17 protein-coding genes and 1 tRNA gene are annotated in these 13,641 nt (G+C 69.8%); 7 read left to right on the forward strand and 11 right to left on the reverse strand.

What is annotated here, in order from left to right:
• Window positions 1-251: 251 nt before the first annotated feature.
• Window positions 252-734, forward strand: coding sequence for a MarR family winged helix-turn-helix transcriptional regulator (locus tag BLT99_RS12995; RefSeq protein WP_229724386.1), 483 nt, complete (start codon window positions 252-254; stop codon window positions 732-734).
• A 298-nt stretch (window positions 735-1,032) separates the two neighbouring features.
• On the opposite strand, the gene BLT99_RS13000 is transcribed toward BLT99_RS12995, so the two are convergent.
• The 4 genes from BLT99_RS13000 to BLT99_RS13015 all read right to left on the reverse strand — a co-directional run bounded on the left by BLT99_RS13000 (window position 1,033) and on the right by BLT99_RS13015 (window position 3,358).
• Window positions 1,033-1,344, reverse strand: a complete 312-nt coding sequence (locus BLT99_RS13000) for a GNAT family N-acetyltransferase (RefSeq protein ID WP_092673215.1) — start codon at window positions 1,342-1,344, stop codon at window positions 1,033-1,035.
• Window positions 1,341-1,850 carry an Hsp20/alpha crystallin family protein gene (locus BLT99_RS13005; protein WP_229724388.1) on the reverse strand — a complete coding sequence of 170 codons (510 nt, stop codon included), beginning with the start codon at window positions 1,848-1,850 and terminating at the stop codon, window positions 1,341-1,343. Before BLT99_RS13005 ends, BLT99_RS13000 begins: the two co-directional genes overlap by 4 nt.
• A gap of 88 nt (window positions 1,851-1,938) precedes the next feature.
• Entirely contained in the window at window positions 1,939-3,114 is a 1,176-nt protein-coding gene (locus BLT99_RS13010; RefSeq protein WP_133988401.1) for a DUF998 domain-containing protein, read from the reverse strand.
• A 171-nt stretch (window positions 3,115-3,285) separates the two neighbouring features.
• Window positions 3,286-3,358 (reverse strand) — tRNA-Arg (locus BLT99_RS13015).
• 228 nt (window positions 3,359-3,586) lie between these two features.
• On the opposite strand from BLT99_RS13015, the gene BLT99_RS13020 reads away from it, so the two are divergent.
• Window positions 3,587-4,255, forward strand: a complete 669-nt coding sequence (locus BLT99_RS13020; protein WP_092673221.1) for a DUF6766 family protein — start codon at window positions 3,587-3,589, stop codon at window positions 4,253-4,255.
• Window positions 4,256-4,278: 23 nt separating this feature from the next.
• On the opposite strand, the gene BLT99_RS13025 is transcribed toward BLT99_RS13020, so the two are convergent.
• The 5 genes from BLT99_RS13025 to BLT99_RS13045 all read right to left on the reverse strand — a co-directional run bounded on the left by BLT99_RS13025 (window position 4,279) and on the right by BLT99_RS13045 (window position 9,445).
• Window positions 4,279-5,217 (reverse strand): carbohydrate ABC transporter permease, encoded by a 939-nt coding sequence (locus BLT99_RS13025; protein WP_092673224.1) that lies wholly within the window; start codon window positions 5,215-5,217, stop codon window positions 4,279-4,281.
• Window positions 5,214-6,224, reverse strand: a complete 1,011-nt coding sequence (locus tag BLT99_RS13030; protein WP_092673227.1) for a carbohydrate ABC transporter permease — start codon at window positions 6,222-6,224, stop codon at window positions 5,214-5,216. Before BLT99_RS13030 ends, BLT99_RS13025 begins: the two co-directional genes overlap by 4 nt.
• Window positions 6,224-7,615 carry an ABC transporter substrate-binding protein gene (locus BLT99_RS13035; RefSeq protein ID WP_092673230.1) on the reverse strand — a complete coding sequence of 464 codons (1,392 nt, stop codon included), beginning with the start codon at window positions 7,613-7,615 and terminating at the stop codon, window positions 6,224-6,226. Before BLT99_RS13035 ends, BLT99_RS13030 begins: the two co-directional genes overlap by 1 nt.
• Before the next feature lie 136 nt (window positions 7,616-7,751).
• Window positions 7,752-8,933, reverse strand: a complete 1,182-nt coding sequence (locus BLT99_RS13040) for an alcohol dehydrogenase catalytic domain-containing protein (RefSeq protein ID WP_092673233.1) — start codon at window positions 8,931-8,933, stop codon at window positions 7,752-7,754.
• Between the two features lie 74 nt (window positions 8,934-9,007).
• Window positions 9,008-9,445 (reverse strand): DUF6098 family protein, encoded by a 438-nt coding sequence (locus BLT99_RS13045; RefSeq protein WP_092673236.1) that lies wholly within the window; start codon window positions 9,443-9,445, stop codon window positions 9,008-9,010.
• Window positions 9,446-9,507: 62 nt separating this feature from the next.
• On the opposite strand from BLT99_RS13045, the gene BLT99_RS13050 reads away from it, so the two are divergent.
• Window positions 9,508-9,831, forward strand: a complete 324-nt coding sequence (locus BLT99_RS13050) for a DUF7882 family protein (protein ID WP_092673239.1) — start codon at window positions 9,508-9,510, stop codon at window positions 9,829-9,831.
• Window positions 9,832-9,855: 24 nt separating this feature from the next.
• Here BLT99_RS13050 and BLT99_RS13055 read toward each other — a convergent pair whose 3' ends face one another.
• Window positions 9,856-10,059 carry a hypothetical protein gene (locus tag BLT99_RS13055; RefSeq protein ID WP_092673242.1) on the reverse strand — a complete coding sequence of 68 codons (204 nt, stop codon included), beginning with the start codon at window positions 10,057-10,059 and terminating at the stop codon, window positions 9,856-9,858.
• A 148-nt stretch (window positions 10,060-10,207) separates the two neighbouring features.
• Here BLT99_RS13055 and BLT99_RS13060 point away from each other — a divergent pair, with 148 nt between their 5' ends.
• A complete protein-coding gene (locus tag BLT99_RS13060) occupies window positions 10,208-10,804 on the forward strand; it encodes an SRPBCC family protein (protein ID WP_092673245.1) in 597 nt (198 codons plus the stop codon).
• A 14-nt stretch (window positions 10,805-10,818) separates the two neighbouring features.
• Here the strand turns inward: BLT99_RS13060 and BLT99_RS13065 are convergent, their stop codons facing one another.
• Window positions 10,819-11,184, reverse strand: a complete 366-nt coding sequence (locus BLT99_RS13065; protein WP_229724390.1) for a DUF7882 family protein — start codon at window positions 11,182-11,184, stop codon at window positions 10,819-10,821.
• A gap of 182 nt (window positions 11,185-11,366) precedes the next feature.
• On the opposite strand from BLT99_RS13065, the gene BLT99_RS13070 reads away from it, so the two are divergent.
• Genes BLT99_RS13070 through BLT99_RS13080 form a run of 3 tightly spaced genes read left to right on the forward strand, consistent with a single transcriptional unit; the run spans window position 11,367 to window position 13,539 of the window.
• On the forward strand, window positions 11,367-12,248 hold the full coding sequence (locus BLT99_RS13070) for an SDR family oxidoreductase (protein ID WP_092673248.1): 882 nt from the start codon (window positions 11,367-11,369) through the stop codon (window positions 12,246-12,248).
• A 30-nt stretch (window positions 12,249-12,278) separates the two neighbouring features.
• A complete protein-coding gene (locus tag BLT99_RS13075) occupies window positions 12,279-12,551 on the forward strand; it encodes a DUF7218 family protein (RefSeq protein WP_092673251.1) in 273 nt (90 codons plus the stop codon).
• 10 nt (window positions 12,552-12,561) lie between these two features.
• Window positions 12,562-13,539, forward strand: a complete 978-nt coding sequence (locus BLT99_RS13080; protein ID WP_092673254.1) for a DNA topoisomerase IB — start codon at window positions 12,562-12,564, stop codon at window positions 13,537-13,539.
• Window positions 13,540-13,641 lie beyond the last annotated feature (102 nt).

Raw genomic sequence — 13,641 nt, forward strand, 5'->3', positions numbered from 1 at the left:
TCGTGCACCGGTTGTTTGCTGTGGCGGCCGGTGCGGAATGTGATTGCAGGACACTCTTGGTGCAAGGGCGAGGGCCGGTCGTCAGCCTCTACGACCGGCCCTCAACCGTTTCCGGCTGAGCGTCGTGCCCCGTCTTCGGGGCACACCTCTCGCCCCTTCGCCGAGGCTCCGCCCGCGCCGGGATCGTGTTGGCTATTGTCGGATCCGTCGGCGGACATCCCCGGTCGCCGCATCCGATGGAGGGAGCACGCGTGGCTGATCGCGCGACGGCCGTGGCGGCGTGGGAGGCCCTCTTCCGCGCACAGGTCTCGATCATGCGGGGCCTCTCGGCCGAGTTCCCGACCGACCTGATGTCGCTCAACGAGTACGACGTCCTCTTCAACATCTCGCGGGCGCCCGGCCGTCGGCTGCGCCTGAAGGACCTCAACCGGCACGTGCTCATCTCGCAGCCGAGCGTCAGCCGTCTCGTCGACCGCCTGGTGGCCCGCGGGTTCGTCGAGAAGACCGATGACCCGCTCGACGGTCGGGGCACGATCGTGCAGCTCACGCCCAAGGGCTTCGAGGAGTTCCGCCGCGCCGCGATGCACCATGTGCAGGCGATCACGGAACGGGTCGGCGGTGCGCTCGGCGACGACGACCTGCGAGAGCTCACCGATCTCTGCGACCGGCTGCGCCTCGCGCAGGACGCTCGGCACCGCGCAAGCTCGCCCGGCCCTCGCAACGGTCGAGCCTGAGCCCGCGTGGGGCGACGGCCCGCGCCCGGGCATGACGGTGGGGCGGGAACCCTACCTCCCGCCCCACCGCGGCCTCACAGGAGGCCCTCCCCGCCGAGCGACCCGAACTGAGCTCGGCGAGCCAACCTCCCGAGCGACCGTGCTGGGACATGGCGGTCGCGGCGTCGCGGTGCGACGACGTGTCGGGTCGGGTTCCCGACTCGGGGTATTGAGGAATCGTAACGCCGGGTGCGGTTCAGCGACCAGTGCCCCGAGCGGGGGTCAGGATCCGGAGCCACCGCCCCGGATCCCGACTCGCTCAGGTGCTCGGCGCCTCGGCGGGCCAGTCGACCGAAGCCTCCCAGCCGGAGTGCTCGCGCAGGTAGGCGGCGATGAACGGGCATCGCGGCACGATGCGCTCGCCGCGAGCGACCGCGTCGTCGAGCACGTAACGGGCGAGCCGGCTGCCGAGGCCCTGGCCCTTGAAGGTCGGATCGATCACCGTGTGGATGAAGACGATCCGGCCCGGCCGGAGTCGGTACTCGGCGAAGCCGGCGAACTCGCTCCCGAGGAACAGCTCGTAGCGACTCGCGTCGTCGTTGCGGGTGATCCGCACCCCGTCGTCGGTCACGACTCGACCGGCTGCACGCCGTCGCCGGAACCGCCCGAGCCCGACGAGGCGTTCGATCCGCCCGTGACCGCGTGCGACGCCTCGGGCACCTGCACGGTGCGGGCGCTGTCGGCGGTCTCGACCGAGATCTTGCGCGGCTTGGCCTTCTCGCTCACGGGGATGGTGACGCTGAGCACCCCATTGTTGTAGTTCGCCGAGATCCGCTCGGTGTCGACGCCCTGGCCTAGGCTCAGCTGACGCAGGAACGACGCGGCCTCGCGCTCGCGCGTGATCCACGTGACGCCCTCGCCCGACGGCAGCGTGCGCTCCGCGCGGATCGTGAGCAGCTGGCCGTCGACGTCGATGTCGACCGAGCCCGGGTCGATTCCCGGCAGGTCGGCCGTGAGCACGTAGTGGTCGCCGTCGCGGTACAGGTCCATCGGCATGCGGCGCGGTCCGCGGCGCGTCGTGTCGAAGAGCGCCGACGCGAGGCGGTCGAGGTCGCGGAACGGGTCGTTGGTGGCCATGATCTCTCCTTCCATCGCACGAAGTTGAGTCGGTTCGACTCACCTTCACTTCGATGATACGAGTTGAGTCCGCACGACTCAACTTCTGTCAGGATGAACGCGCGAGCGCCGAGACCATTCCACCGGTCGGTCCGCCGACGGCGAACGACGACGTCCGCACCATCGCTCGGGTCCGCGACGACCGCGCTGCCGGCTCGTGCAGCATGGCCGGGTGCGTCGTCACGACGAGGGCGATCAACCAGACGAACACCAGCGCGAAGGCGACGACCTCGAACACCGTCAGCGAGGCCAGCCCGAGCCGGTCGTAGATCACCCACACCCCCACCTCGGTCGCGAGGGAGAACCAGGACGTCGCGACGAGGCGGCGGGGCATCCGTCGCACCAGCCAGGGCGTGAGCGACGCGAGCAGGAAGAACGACGCACCGGCGGCGCTTGCGAAGACGTTGTGGATGAGCTCCTCGGTGTTGATCGGCACGAGTCCCACCCCCGCGAGCGACAGGCCGATCACGGCGACCAGGACGCGGACGGTGGCGACCGCGCCGCGCCGGGCGCCGTACTCGGGGCGAGCGAGTCCGCCGGCGAGCCGGCCGGCCATGGCGGCCATCGCGCCACCCGACAGGATGAGCGCGAGGTTGAAGCACGCCGCCGCGAAGTCGCCCGAGGTGCCGAGCGTACTGAAGTTGCGCACCCACCACTCGCCCGTCGACGTGAGGCTCATGCTCGCCAGGCATCCGGCGGCGAGGAGCATCGCCACCATGTTGAAGGAGCGGTACGCGGGCTGGTGATGCGCCCGGCGGTGCACGGTCCCCGTGACGGCGCCCAGCGATCCGGCGATCAGCGCGCACGCCGTGACATGCCCGCCCGGCAGCGGGGCGAACGCCTCGGCCGCCGCCCCCACGGCGAGCGCGCCCATCGTGGCCCACACCGACGCGTTCGCGAGCGCACCCCTGCCCGGGTCGGCCCACGCTGAGCGCTGCCGCGACCCCGGCCTGCGCCCCGGCGGCACGGATGCCACGGCGAGCGCCGCGAGCAGCAGGACCGCCACACCCACCGCGGCCGCGATGCACAGCGGGTCGAACACGAGGTGCACGCCCTCGTTGCGATGATGGGCCGGGTCGCTCTCGTGGACCACATGCACGGCGTGGATGAGCTCAACGGAGACCGCCACGGCGACCGCCGCCGCGATGGCGAGCATGGCCGTCACGAGCGCAGCGTGACGCACGATCGGCGCACGGCCGACGGCGACGGCTCGCACACCACTCATAGCCGAACCCTCGTCCTCGCGAATCAGACCCCTTCGAGCCTAACCCGGGGCTCCATGCCCGTCACGGCCGAACCGGGGTCCCCGAACGGGGTACGCGGCGGATTCACAGACGACAGCCCGGTCCCCTTGGAACGCCGAAGGCGGCCCGCTGTCGCGAACCGCCTTCTTCTGCGCGCCCGGAGGGACTCGAACCCCCAACCTTCTGATCCGTAGTCAGATGCTCTATCCATTGAGCTACGGGCGCATGGGATGTCGCCTGCGCGAGCTCCGCTGATCAGGCAACCCCGCTACTCTAACCCACCCGCCGCCGAGGCGCCAATCGAGTGCCGCGAAGCGGCTCGTCAACCCCCGGTGCTTCCCGCTCGAACGGCGATACGTTCCGGATATGAGGGTCGTGTTCACATCATGGCTGGTCGGAATCTTCGCCGGTCTCGCATACATGTTCGCCGTCATCATCACCGGGAGGTAGCCCATGCGCATCCGCCAGCACCTGCTCAGCATCTTCTTCGGCGTCATCTTCGTGCTCGCGCTCATCGGCCAGTCCTTCGCCGGCCTGGCGGTGGTCAACGAGGAGAACGCGCAGCACGGCCATCCGCTCGAGACCTGGGGGCAGTTCGTCACGTCGTCGGACTTCATCGTGGACGTCGCCGAGAACTGGCAGTCGGAGTACCTCCAGTTCTTCCTCTTCATCCTGCTCACCATCTGGCTCGTCCAGAAGGGCTCGCCCGAGTCCAAGCAGCCGGGCGAGGAGGGCGTCGGCACCGACAAGGAGCAGCTCGTGGGTCGGTACGCGCGGGAGGACTCCCCGGCCTGGGCCCGCGCCGGCGGCTGGAGGACGTGGGCCTACAGCAATTCGCTGCTCATCACGATGGGCGCGATCTTCCTGCTCTCGTGGCTCGCGCAGGCGCTCGCCGGCCAGGTCGTCTACAACGAGGAGCAGGCGATGCACGGCCAGCCCGCGATCAGCCTGGCCGAGTACGTCGTGAACCCCGACTTCTGGAACCGCACCCTGCAGAACTGGCAGTCCGAGTTCCTCGCGGTCGGCAGCATGGTCGCCCTCTCGATCGTGCTCCGCCAGCGCGGCTCGAGCGAGTCCAAGCCCGTGGGCACGCCGCACCACGTCACCTCGGTCGAGGGCTGAGCCGCCACCCCTTCAGGCAGCCGCTACCCCTTCAGGCCAGTCGAGGCTACGCCGTCGATGATGCGCTTCTGCGCAAGGAAGAACACGATGATGAGCGGGACGGTCGTGATGACGCTCGCGGTCACGATGATCTCCCAGTGCCACTCGCCGCCGAAGCCGTAGGCGTCGACGAGCGACTTCAGGCCCCTCGGGATGGTGAAGGTGCTGGAGTCGCGCAGGTAGATCAGGGCCTTCATCAGGTCGGTCCAGACCGCCTGCACCTCGAACACGAGCACGACGGCGAGCGCCGGACCGGTCAGCGGCAGCGCGATGCGCCAGAACACGCCCCACTGGCTCGCCCCGTCGATGCGGGCGGCCTCGAACAGGTCGCGCGGCAGGCCGAGGAAGAACTGGCGCAGCAGGAAGATGTAGAACGCGCTGCCGAACAGGTTGCCGGCCCACAGAGGGGTGAGCGTTCCCACTTGGCCGAGCGCGTTCCAGATCAGGAACGTGGGGATCATGGTGACCGCGCCGGGCAGCATCATCGTCGCGAGCACCAGCCCGAAGAGGAACCCGCGACCGCGGAATCGGAAGTACGCGAAGCCCCACGCGACCATGGCGCTCGAGATCGTGACGGTGACCGCGGCGAGCACGGTGACGATGGCGGTGTTCAGCAGCCAGAGTGCCAGCGGCGCCTCCTGCCAGACCTGGACGTAGTTGTCGAACGTGAAGGTCTGCGGGATGAGGCGATTGTCGAACACCTCGCTGCGCGGCTTGAACGACGCGCTCACCAGCCAGATGAACGGGTACACGAAGACGATGCCGATGAGGCAGAGCGCGATCCAGGTCAGGACCGTGCCGACCCGCCGGCGACCGCGGGTCTGACCCGCCCGGCCCGCGGGGATCTGACGCTGCGGCGGCTCGACGACGTCGGGCCGTGCGGCCTGCTTCTCAGCGGCCGCGACGCGGATGTCGGTGGTCATCGGTCCCCCTCGTAATAGACCAGGCGGCGCGACACGAGCAGCTGGATCCCCGTGATGATCATGATGACCAGGAAGAGCAGCCACGCCATCGCCGACGCGTACCCCATGTGCAGGAACTGGAACGCCTGCTGGAACAGGTAGATGACGTAGAACAGCGCGGCGTCGTTGCTGTAGGTCGTGTTGCCGGCGCCGAAGAACGCCGTGTAGGCCTCATCGAACGTCTGCAGGCCGGCGATGGTGTTCACCACGATGACGAAGAACAGCGCGGGGCTGATCATCGGCAGCGTCACGCTGAACGACTGCCGCCAGAAGCCCGCGCCATCGAGCTGCGCCGACTCGTAGAGCTCCTTCGGGACATTCCGCAGCGCCGCCAGCAGGATGATCACCGACGCGCCGACAGTCCACAGCGACATGAACACGAGACCGGGCTTCACCCAGTCGGGGTCCGTCGTCCATGATGGGCCGTCGATGCCGAACCAGCCGAGGACCGTGTTGACGAGCCCGCTCTGGCCGTTGAACAGCAGCAGGAACAGCACGCCGACCGCGACCGGCGGCGTCATCTTCGGCAGGAAGAAGACGGTGCGGAAGAAGCCGGAGGCTCGTCCGGCCCGGTCGAGCAGGAGGGCCAGCGCGAGCGACACGATCACGTACAGCGGCACCTGCAGGAGCGTGAAGAACGCGGTGTTGCCGAGGGCCAGCAGCAGCTTCTCGTCGGAGGCCAGCTGGACGTAGTTCTCGATCCCGACGAATTCGGGATTGTTGATCACGTCGTAGTCGGTCAGCGAGAGATATGCACTGTAGATCATCGGCCACGCCGTGAAGACCAGGAATCCGATGATCCAGGGGCTGAGGAACAAGAGCGCCGACAGCACGTTGCGCCGCCGCGCGCGGCGGCGTCCCGGCCGCCGGTCGACCGCGCCGGCCGGCGCCGCCCCCAAGGGCGGGCCGGCCGGGCCGCGGATCGACTCAGGCTCCGGGCTGATGCCCGGCCTGGTCGTGGTGGACATCACTCACCGCCCTCGAGCTCCGCCCAGCCGTCGTCGAGCGCCGCCTGCGCCGCCTCCTGCGCCTTCGCAAGCGCATCGGCCGGCTCGGCCTCACCGTTCAGGACGCTGTTGACCGCATCGAACATCGCGTCCTGGAACTCGGCGTCGGCGGGATTGGCGGGCAGCGAGAAGGTGTTCTCGTTCGCCTCGTACATCGCGGCGACCGCGGAGGCCCACGGCTCCTCATCGGCCGTCGTCATGCCCTGGATCTCCTCGTCGGCCACGGTGTTGCCGGTCAGGATGCCCGTGAAGGTGAGGCCCTCGGCTTCACGAGCGTCGAGTCGGGCCTGCGCGGCCGCGCGCCACGCATCGATCGAGGTCATCACCCGCGCCCAGCGGCACGCTGCTTCTGGGTTGTCACTGCCGGACGGGATGGCCCACGCCTGACCCGTCGCGTACGCGGTCGGCTCGCCGCCGGTCGTTCGCACGGTGTCGAAGGCCATGGGCGCATCGGCCGAGACCTCGTTGAGGACGTTGATGTACCACTGCTCCATCGGCATGGCGCCGAGCGTGTTCGTCGCGAACTGGTTGCCCGAACCGAAGAAGTCGGCCGAGTCGCGTGTCGCCTTGATCGCCGGCCATCCGCCCTGCTCGTCGTAGATCCCCGCCGCCCACTCGAGGGCTTCGACCGCCTCGTCGGAGTCGAGCTGTGCGGTCCGGCCGTCGTCGCTGAGGATCGAGCCGCCCGCTGCCTGGACCCAGAGCGGCAGGAACTCCGGCAGCTTGCTGTCGAAGCCGATGACGCTCACGTTGTCACCCTCGCTCTGCACGAGCTTGCCGGCAGCTTCGGTCATGGCTTCGCGATCGGAGCCGTTGACGTCCTCGATCGAGACGCCCGCGGCGTCGAGCAGGTCGGCGTTCGCCATGGTCACCTGCACGGTGTTGAACTCGGGGATGCCGTAGATCGTGCCGTCGAGCGTCACCTGGTCGAGCGCCGACTCGACGATGTCGCCGGTCTCGATGCCCTCGCCGTCGATGCAATCCTCGAGGGGGATGATGGCGCCACGCGCCGCGAGCGACCCGATCTGGTTGCGAGAGGCGTAGAGCAGGCTCGGCGGCTCACCCGACGCGACGGAGGAGAGGAACTGCTGGATGTCGAGTTCGCCCTCGATGAGCTCCAACTCGACGTCGCCGAGTTCGGCCTCGGCCATCTCCGCACGGGTCGAGGAGACCTCGTCGGTGTCCGCCGAGAAGCCCATGACCGACAGGGTGCCGGAGAGGTCGGCGTCCGGATCGTATTCCGCATCGGTCTCGCCGGCCTGTCCCCCGGTCCCCACGGCGCATCCGCCGAGCAGGAGCCCTGCCGACCCGACCAGTGCGGTCGCGGCAAGGGCGCGGTGTCCGAATCGCATGTGCAACCCCGTTCGTCTGTCCCATCCCCCGGACGCGCCCAACGTACGGTGGCAGGGATGCGGGCGAGAAGGGCCTTGACAGAAGCGGCTCTCCGGAGAAGCGCTTTTCCCCCGTGCGGGGGGTGAGCGGTGCTCATCAGGGGCGCAGGACCACCTTCACGCAGCCCTCCTCCTTCTTCTTGAACAGGTCGTACAGCTCAGCGGCGTCGGTGAGCGGTGCTCGATGCGTGGCGAAGTCCTCGAGCCCGAGCGGGTCGTCCTCGGCCTCCGCGAGCGGCAGGATGTCGTCGAACCAGCGCTGGACGTTCGCCTGCCCGAAGCGCAGCGTGAGCTGCTTGTCGAAGATCCGCAGCATCGGCATGGGGTCGGCGTTGCCGCCGTACACGCCCACGACCGACAGGGTTCCGCCGCGTCGGACGCCGTCGATGGCGAGCTGCAGCGCGCTCAACCGATCCACGCCGGCCTTCGTCATCATCGGCTTCCCCAGCCCCGACGGCATGCTGCCGACGATGTTCTGCACGAGCGCCGTCGCGGGATTGCCGTGCGCCTCGAGGCCGACGGCGTCGATGACCGCGTCGGGGCCCTGGCCGACGGTCGTGCTCGCGAGCGCATCGACGGCCTGCTCGTGCTCCTCGAAGTCGATCGGCTCGGCACCGTAGCGCTCGGCCATGAGCCGCCGTTCGGGCACCGGGTCGACCCCGACGACACGGATGCCGCGGTGCCGCGCGACGCGGACGGCCATCTGCCCGATCGGCCCGAGTCCGACGACGGCGAGCGTGTCGCCGGGCTGCGCGCCGGAGTACTCCACCGCCTGCCAGGCGGTCGGCAGCACGTCGGACAGGAACAGGTAGCGCTCGTCCGGCAGGTCGCGACCGACCACGCGTAGGTTCGCATCGGCGAGGACCACGCGCATCGCCTCCGCCTGTCCGCCGGGGACCTGGCCGTAGAGCTCGGTGTAGCCGTACAGGCTCGCGCCGGTGCCCTGGTCGTCGTTGCGGGTGGTCTCGCACTGCGTTGGAAGGCCGGCCCGGCACATCCGGCAGTGGCCGCACGCGATGACGAACGGCACCACGACGCGGTCTCCGACGGCGATGCGTTCGACGTCCGCACCGACCTCCTCGACGATGCCCATGGGCTCGTGGCCGAGGATGTCGCCGCGGTGCATCAGCGGACCGAAGACGTCGAGCAGGTGCAGGTCGGAGCCGCAGATCGCCGTCGACGTGATGCGGACGATCGCGTCGGTCGGCTCGACGATCCTCGGGTCGTCGACCTCGTCGACGCGGACGTCTCGGGCGGCATGCCAGGTCACAGCTCTCATGGCGTCATCCCAACAAGGACGCCTGAAGCGCCGCGAGGGGGTTGACACCCTTCACGCCCGCCATCGGAGCGGACTCAGCCCTCCGATCCCTCGGGCCCCTCGCCCGCGTCGAAGCGCTCCCGGTACCGACGCTCGGCTTCATCGAGCAGTGCCTCGTCGAGGAGACCGACATACTCGACGTCGGCGAGCAGCGGCTCGCAGTCCGGACCGCGTCCGACGACCTGCCCGCGCACGAGCCACGCCCGGCGCTCGCGGTTCGAGTCGCGCAGGTGCTTGTACTGGCAGAGCTGGCGCGCCAGCCAGTCGGCAACCGGCCTCGTCCACCAGTCCTCCGGGTCGAGCGGATTCACGGAGAGTCCCGGCAGCTCCAGACCGCTCTCGGTGTCGACCGAGCCGCCGTCGGCGTCGTGCGCCGGGCCCTCGGAGTAGCGGACGTAGGAACGTGCCTCGCCCAACCTGCCCTCGAGGTCCTCGAGCCGCCGGATCGCCGGAAGTCCTTCATCGTTCGTCATCCCTGACCCGCTCCTCACGCGAGAGTGCTCCGAAGGCCGTCCGTGTTCGTTAGCATTCCGCCATGGGCAAGCTCATCTACAACTCCTCCAACCGGGAGATCGAGATCGAGGATCGGACGCTCGCGCATCTGCGGGTGGCCATCATCAACAAGCTGCGTCGGTCCGAGAGCTTCGCCATGACGTGGGATCACGGCATCGAGCACGGCAGCGGACGCACGACCCTGTGGCTGCACGAGTCGATCCCGCTCCAGTTCATCTTCAGCGGGAACCGCCCGCCCAAGCTGAACCGCCTCTGGATCGAGCAGATGCTCCTCTCGGCCAACAGCACGGCCGGCCTGCAGTACGTGCCCGAGCCGCCTGAGGACGAGCCGTTCGAGATCGAGTGACGCAGCGGGGCACGGCCACGTCGGTCAGTCGACCGCTTCGACCTGGGTCCGGATGTAGTCGACGTCATCGGCGTCGAGCCGCTCGGGTGCCGGCCTGCCGGTCATCGCGCTGATCTCCTCGCGCACCACCTCGGCCAGCGGGCCCGCCGGGTCGGCGAGGACCGCGTGCTTGGCGTCGATGGAGAGATGAGGCCACCACCGCTCGATATCCGTTCGCTGCTCCGCCATCGCGCACCCCCGGATCGCTCGCTGGACTTCCCCTGAGTCTGTTCGTACCAGCCGCCCCGGAGCGCTGCAACCCCCTCGATTCCCGTTCCCGCCGCTGCCTACCGTGGCCGAGGGCGCGCACCCAGCGCGTCCGGAACGGAGGATCAACATGAGCACGACCGTCACCGCGGGTACCGAGGTCGACGTGCCGGTCCGCACGGCCTACGACCAGTGGACGCAGTTCGAGTCGTTCCCCCACTTCATGGGCGGCGTGGAGTCCGTGCGCCAGCTCGACGACACCACGACGCACTGGATCGTGTCGATCGCGGGCGTCAAGCGCGAGTTCGATGCGGACATCTCCGACCAGGTGCCTGACGACCACGTGGCGTGGCGCAGCACGACGGCCGAGGTGAGTCACCGCGGCCGCGTGAACTTCCGTCAGGTCTCGCCCGACCGCACCCGCATCGACCTCACGATCGAGTGGGAGCCGGAGGGCTTCGTGGAGAAGGCCGGCGCGGCGCTGCAGCTCGATGACGCCCAGGTGAAGCGCGACCTCCACCGCTTCAAGGAGTACATCGAGAAGCGGCAGACCGAGAGCGGCGCATGGCGCGGCGAGGTCCACGGCGGGCAGGAGACGTCGGCCGGCGCCGGCGGGCCCACTGCGGGCACGGCCGGCTATGGCTACGGCGGAACCGTGGCCCCCGGTTCGACGAATCCGCCGACGAGCGATGGCATCGTCGGTTCGGACCCCGACCTGAGGGCGTAGGACGCTCGGCCGCGTCAGGACGCGGCATTCTCGGCACCGGGTTCGGTCGCGAGCGGATCAACCGTCGCGATCGGCCCGGTGTCGAGCTGTTCGGGCACGAGCTGGATACCGCCGGTCGAGTTCGCGGATCGCATGAGCGTCTCGATCCAGGTTCGACTCAGGTCGGGCGGTTCGGGCTCCTCGAATACGAACCGGAGCGGGATGTTCGGGTGCAGCCAGAGCGTGCTGCGGCCTCGCGGCTGGTCATCGGGGTGCTGCCACGACAGTGTGAACGACTCGCCACGGCGCAGCTTGGTGATGATCGCGACCTTCAAGTGCGCTAGGGCGCGATCCTCGATGCCGATCGGCGTGGCGGCGTCGCCGTAGAACAGCGTGCCCATGCACTGACCATACCGCTCTGAGCGCGCGCCGAGCGGGGGCGGATCTCGCGCTGCCGCGACCGCGGCGCGACCGCATGGTGAGCGGACCCCGCTGCCCTGTCAATCCCGTCGACCCCGTCGATGCCCGCGCCTAGCGTGGATGCGGACAGGACGATCCGGACGATGCACGCGAGGGGGATCCCGTGACCGACCATCTGACCGACCCGACGACCAAGCACCACGCCGAGCCGTTCCCGCGCCAGGAGCAGCAACCCCCCGGGCTGACGCCGGCGATGAGCCCGCAGCCCGATCACGGCGAGCACAGCTACCGCGGGCACGAGCGGCTCGCCGGCCGCCGTGCGCTCATCACCGGCGGCGACTCCGGCATCGGACGCGCGGTCGCGATCGCGTTCGCGCGTGAAGGGGCCGACGTGGCGATCTCCTACCTGCCCGCCGAGCAGTCCGACGCCGAGGAGACCGCGCGGTGGGTCGAGGACGCCGGCCGGCGCGTCGAACTGCTGCCGGGCGACCTGCGCGAGGAGCAGCACTGCACCGACCTCGTCGACCGCACGTGCGATGCCCTCGGCGGCCTCGACCTCCTCGTGCTCAACGCCGCGCACCAGCGCGACCGGGGCGGCATCGACGAGATCCCGAGCGACGACTTCGACGCGGTCATGCGCACCAACCTGTACGCGACGGTGTTCCTCGCGCGAGCCGCCGTGCCTCGGATGCCGGCGGGATCCTCGATCATCACGACCTCGTCGATCCAGGGCTTCGACCCGTCGTCGCGCCTGGTCGACTACGCCATGACCAAGGCCGCGCTGGTCGCATTCACCCGGGCACTCGCCGAGGAGCTCGGGCCCCGCGGCATCCGCGTCAACTCGGTCGCACCGGGCCCGATCTGGACGCCGCTGATCCCGGCGACGGGGTGGCCCGACAAGCTGCCGAAGTTCGGCCAGGACACGCCGCTCGGCCGCGCCGGCCAGCCGGCCGAGCTCGCGGGCGCCTACGTCTACCTCGCGTCCGACGACGCGTCCTACACGTCGGGCGCGATCCTCCCGGTCACGGGGGGCAAGCCGCTGTAGGCGGCTGACACGAGTGGAAAGGAGCACATCATGCCGGCGAACCGACGAGGGCAATCGTCCCTGAAGGATCCGGAGCTCTACGAGAAGCTTCGCGACGAGGGCAATTCCAAGGAGAAGGCGGCCCGCATCTCGAACGCCGCCGCGGCGCGCGGTCGCAGCTCCGTCGGCCGGAAGGGCGGCAAGTCGGGCGACTACGACGACTGGACGGTCCCCGAACTGAAGAAGCGGGCGAAGGAACTGGGCCTGAGCGGCTACAGCAGCAAGCGCAAGGGCGAGCTCATCAGCGCCCTGCGCAACCACTGAGGGGCATCGGATGCCGCGACTGCGACGCGTCGAACCGTACGCGTCGCCCGGCATCACGCGCCGCCGCAGCGGCCGCGGCTTCACGTACCGTCACGCCGACGGCACGGCGGTCAGCCGTGCCGACCGGGAGCGGATCGCGGACCTCGCGATCCCGCCCGCCTGGCAGGACGTGTGGATCGCCGAGGCGCCGAACGCGCACATCCTCGCGGTCGGCGTCGACGCGGCCGGCCGCCGCCAGTACCTCTACCACCCGGTATGGCGCGAGAAGCAGGACATGGAGAAGTTCCTGCGCATGACCGACCTCGCCGAGGCGCTGCCCGGCGCGCGCCGCAGCGTGGGCCGCGACCTCGGCCTCGAGGGGCTCACGCGCGAGCGGGTGCTGGCGGCGGCGTTCCGCACACTGGATCTCGGCGCCATCCGCATCGGCTCGGAGGAGTCGCTGGCGACCGCGCGGAGCCGGGGCCTCACGACGCTGCTCGTGCGCAACGCGCGCCTGGAGGGGGCCGACGCCGTGCGCCTGCGGTTCCGCGCCAAGGGCGGCATCGCGCAGGACCTGATGCTCGTCGACCCGGCGCTCGCCGCCTTCGTGCGGGGCATGGAGGGCCGCTCGCCCGCGTCGCGCCTCTATGCGCACGAGCAGGGCAGGCGGATGCGCCCGCTCGGACCGGTCGACGTGAACGAGGACATCCGCGGACGCACGGGCGGCGACTTCACCGCGAAGGACTTCCGCACGCTGCGGGGCACCGTCGCCGCGGCGGACCGTCTCGCGCAGCTCGGTACGGCGTCGACCAAGCGCGCGCGCGACGCATCCGTTCGCGAGGCGATCGTGCACGCGAGCGAGGTGCTCGGCAACACGCCGACGATCGCCAAGGCGAGCTACGTCGACCCGCGCGTCATCGAGGCGTACGAACACGGGCGGCTGGTCAGCCTCCGTGGCGGGCGCGAGACGGCGCTGCTGCAGCTGCTCGTCGACGACGCGGGCGAGTGACCGGGGGGCATGGTACGTCCCGAGTCCGTCCGTGTGAACCCACACCCCACACGCAGGCACGGCCCGTAGGCTTGCGGCATCTGCAACGGGCGGTCGCCCGTG

It is taken from the genome of Agromyces flavus (genome assembly GCF_900104685.1).
In the GTDB taxonomy this organism is placed as follows: domain Bacteria; phylum Actinomycetota; class Actinomycetes; order Actinomycetales; family Microbacteriaceae; genus Agromyces; species Agromyces flavus.

Excerpts from the sequence above, each read along its gene's own strand:
- BLT99_RS13020 (WP_092673221.1), top strand. The coding sequence starts at position 3,587 with ATGCGCATCCGCCAGCACCTGCTCAGCATCTTCTTCGGCGTCATCTTC.
- BLT99_RS13010 (WP_133988401.1), bottom strand. The coding sequence starts at position 3,114 with ATGAGTGGTGTGCGAGCCGTCGCCGTCGGCCGTGCGCCGATCGTGCGT.
- BLT99_RS13060 (WP_092673245.1), top strand. The coding sequence starts at position 10,208 with ATGAGCACGACCGTCACCGCGGGTACCGAGGTCGACGTGCCGGTCCGC.
- BLT99_RS13045 (WP_092673236.1), bottom strand. The coding sequence starts at position 9,445 with ATGACGAACGATGAAGGACTTCCGGCGATCCGGCGGCTCGAGGACCTC.
- BLT99_RS13055 (WP_092673242.1), bottom strand. The coding sequence starts at position 10,059 with ATGGCGGAGCAGCGAACGGATATCGAGCGGTGGTGGCCTCATCTCTCC.
- BLT99_RS13065 (WP_229724390.1), bottom strand. The coding sequence starts at position 11,184 with ATGGGCACGCTGTTCTACGGCGACGCCGCCACGCCGATCGGCATCGAG.
- BLT99_RS13075 (WP_092673251.1), top strand. The coding sequence starts at position 12,279 with ATGCCGGCGAACCGACGAGGGCAATCGTCCCTGAAGGATCCGGAGCTC.
- BLT99_RS13005 (WP_229724388.1), bottom strand. The coding sequence starts at position 1,850 with ATGGCCACCAACGACCCGTTCCGCGACCTCGACCGCCTCGCGTCGGCG.
- BLT99_RS13025 (WP_092673224.1), bottom strand. The coding sequence starts at position 5,217 with ATGACCACCGACATCCGCGTCGCGGCCGCTGAGAAGCAGGCCGCACGG.
- BLT99_RS13030 (WP_092673227.1), bottom strand. The coding sequence starts at position 6,224 with ATGTCCACCACGACCAGGCCGGGCATCAGCCCGGAGCCTGAGTCGATC.
- BLT99_RS13040 (WP_092673233.1), bottom strand. The coding sequence starts at position 8,933 with ATGAGAGCTGTGACCTGGCATGCCGCCCGAGACGTCCGCGTCGACGAG.
- BLT99_RS13050 (WP_092673239.1), top strand. The coding sequence starts at position 9,508 with ATGGGCAAGCTCATCTACAACTCCTCCAACCGGGAGATCGAGATCGAG.
- BLT99_RS13035 (WP_092673230.1), bottom strand. The coding sequence starts at position 7,615 with ATGCGATTCGGACACCGCGCCCTTGCCGCGACCGCACTGGTCGGGTCG.
- BLT99_RS13080 (WP_092673254.1), top strand. The coding sequence starts at position 12,562 with ATGCCGCGACTGCGACGCGTCGAACCGTACGCGTCGCCCGGCATCACG.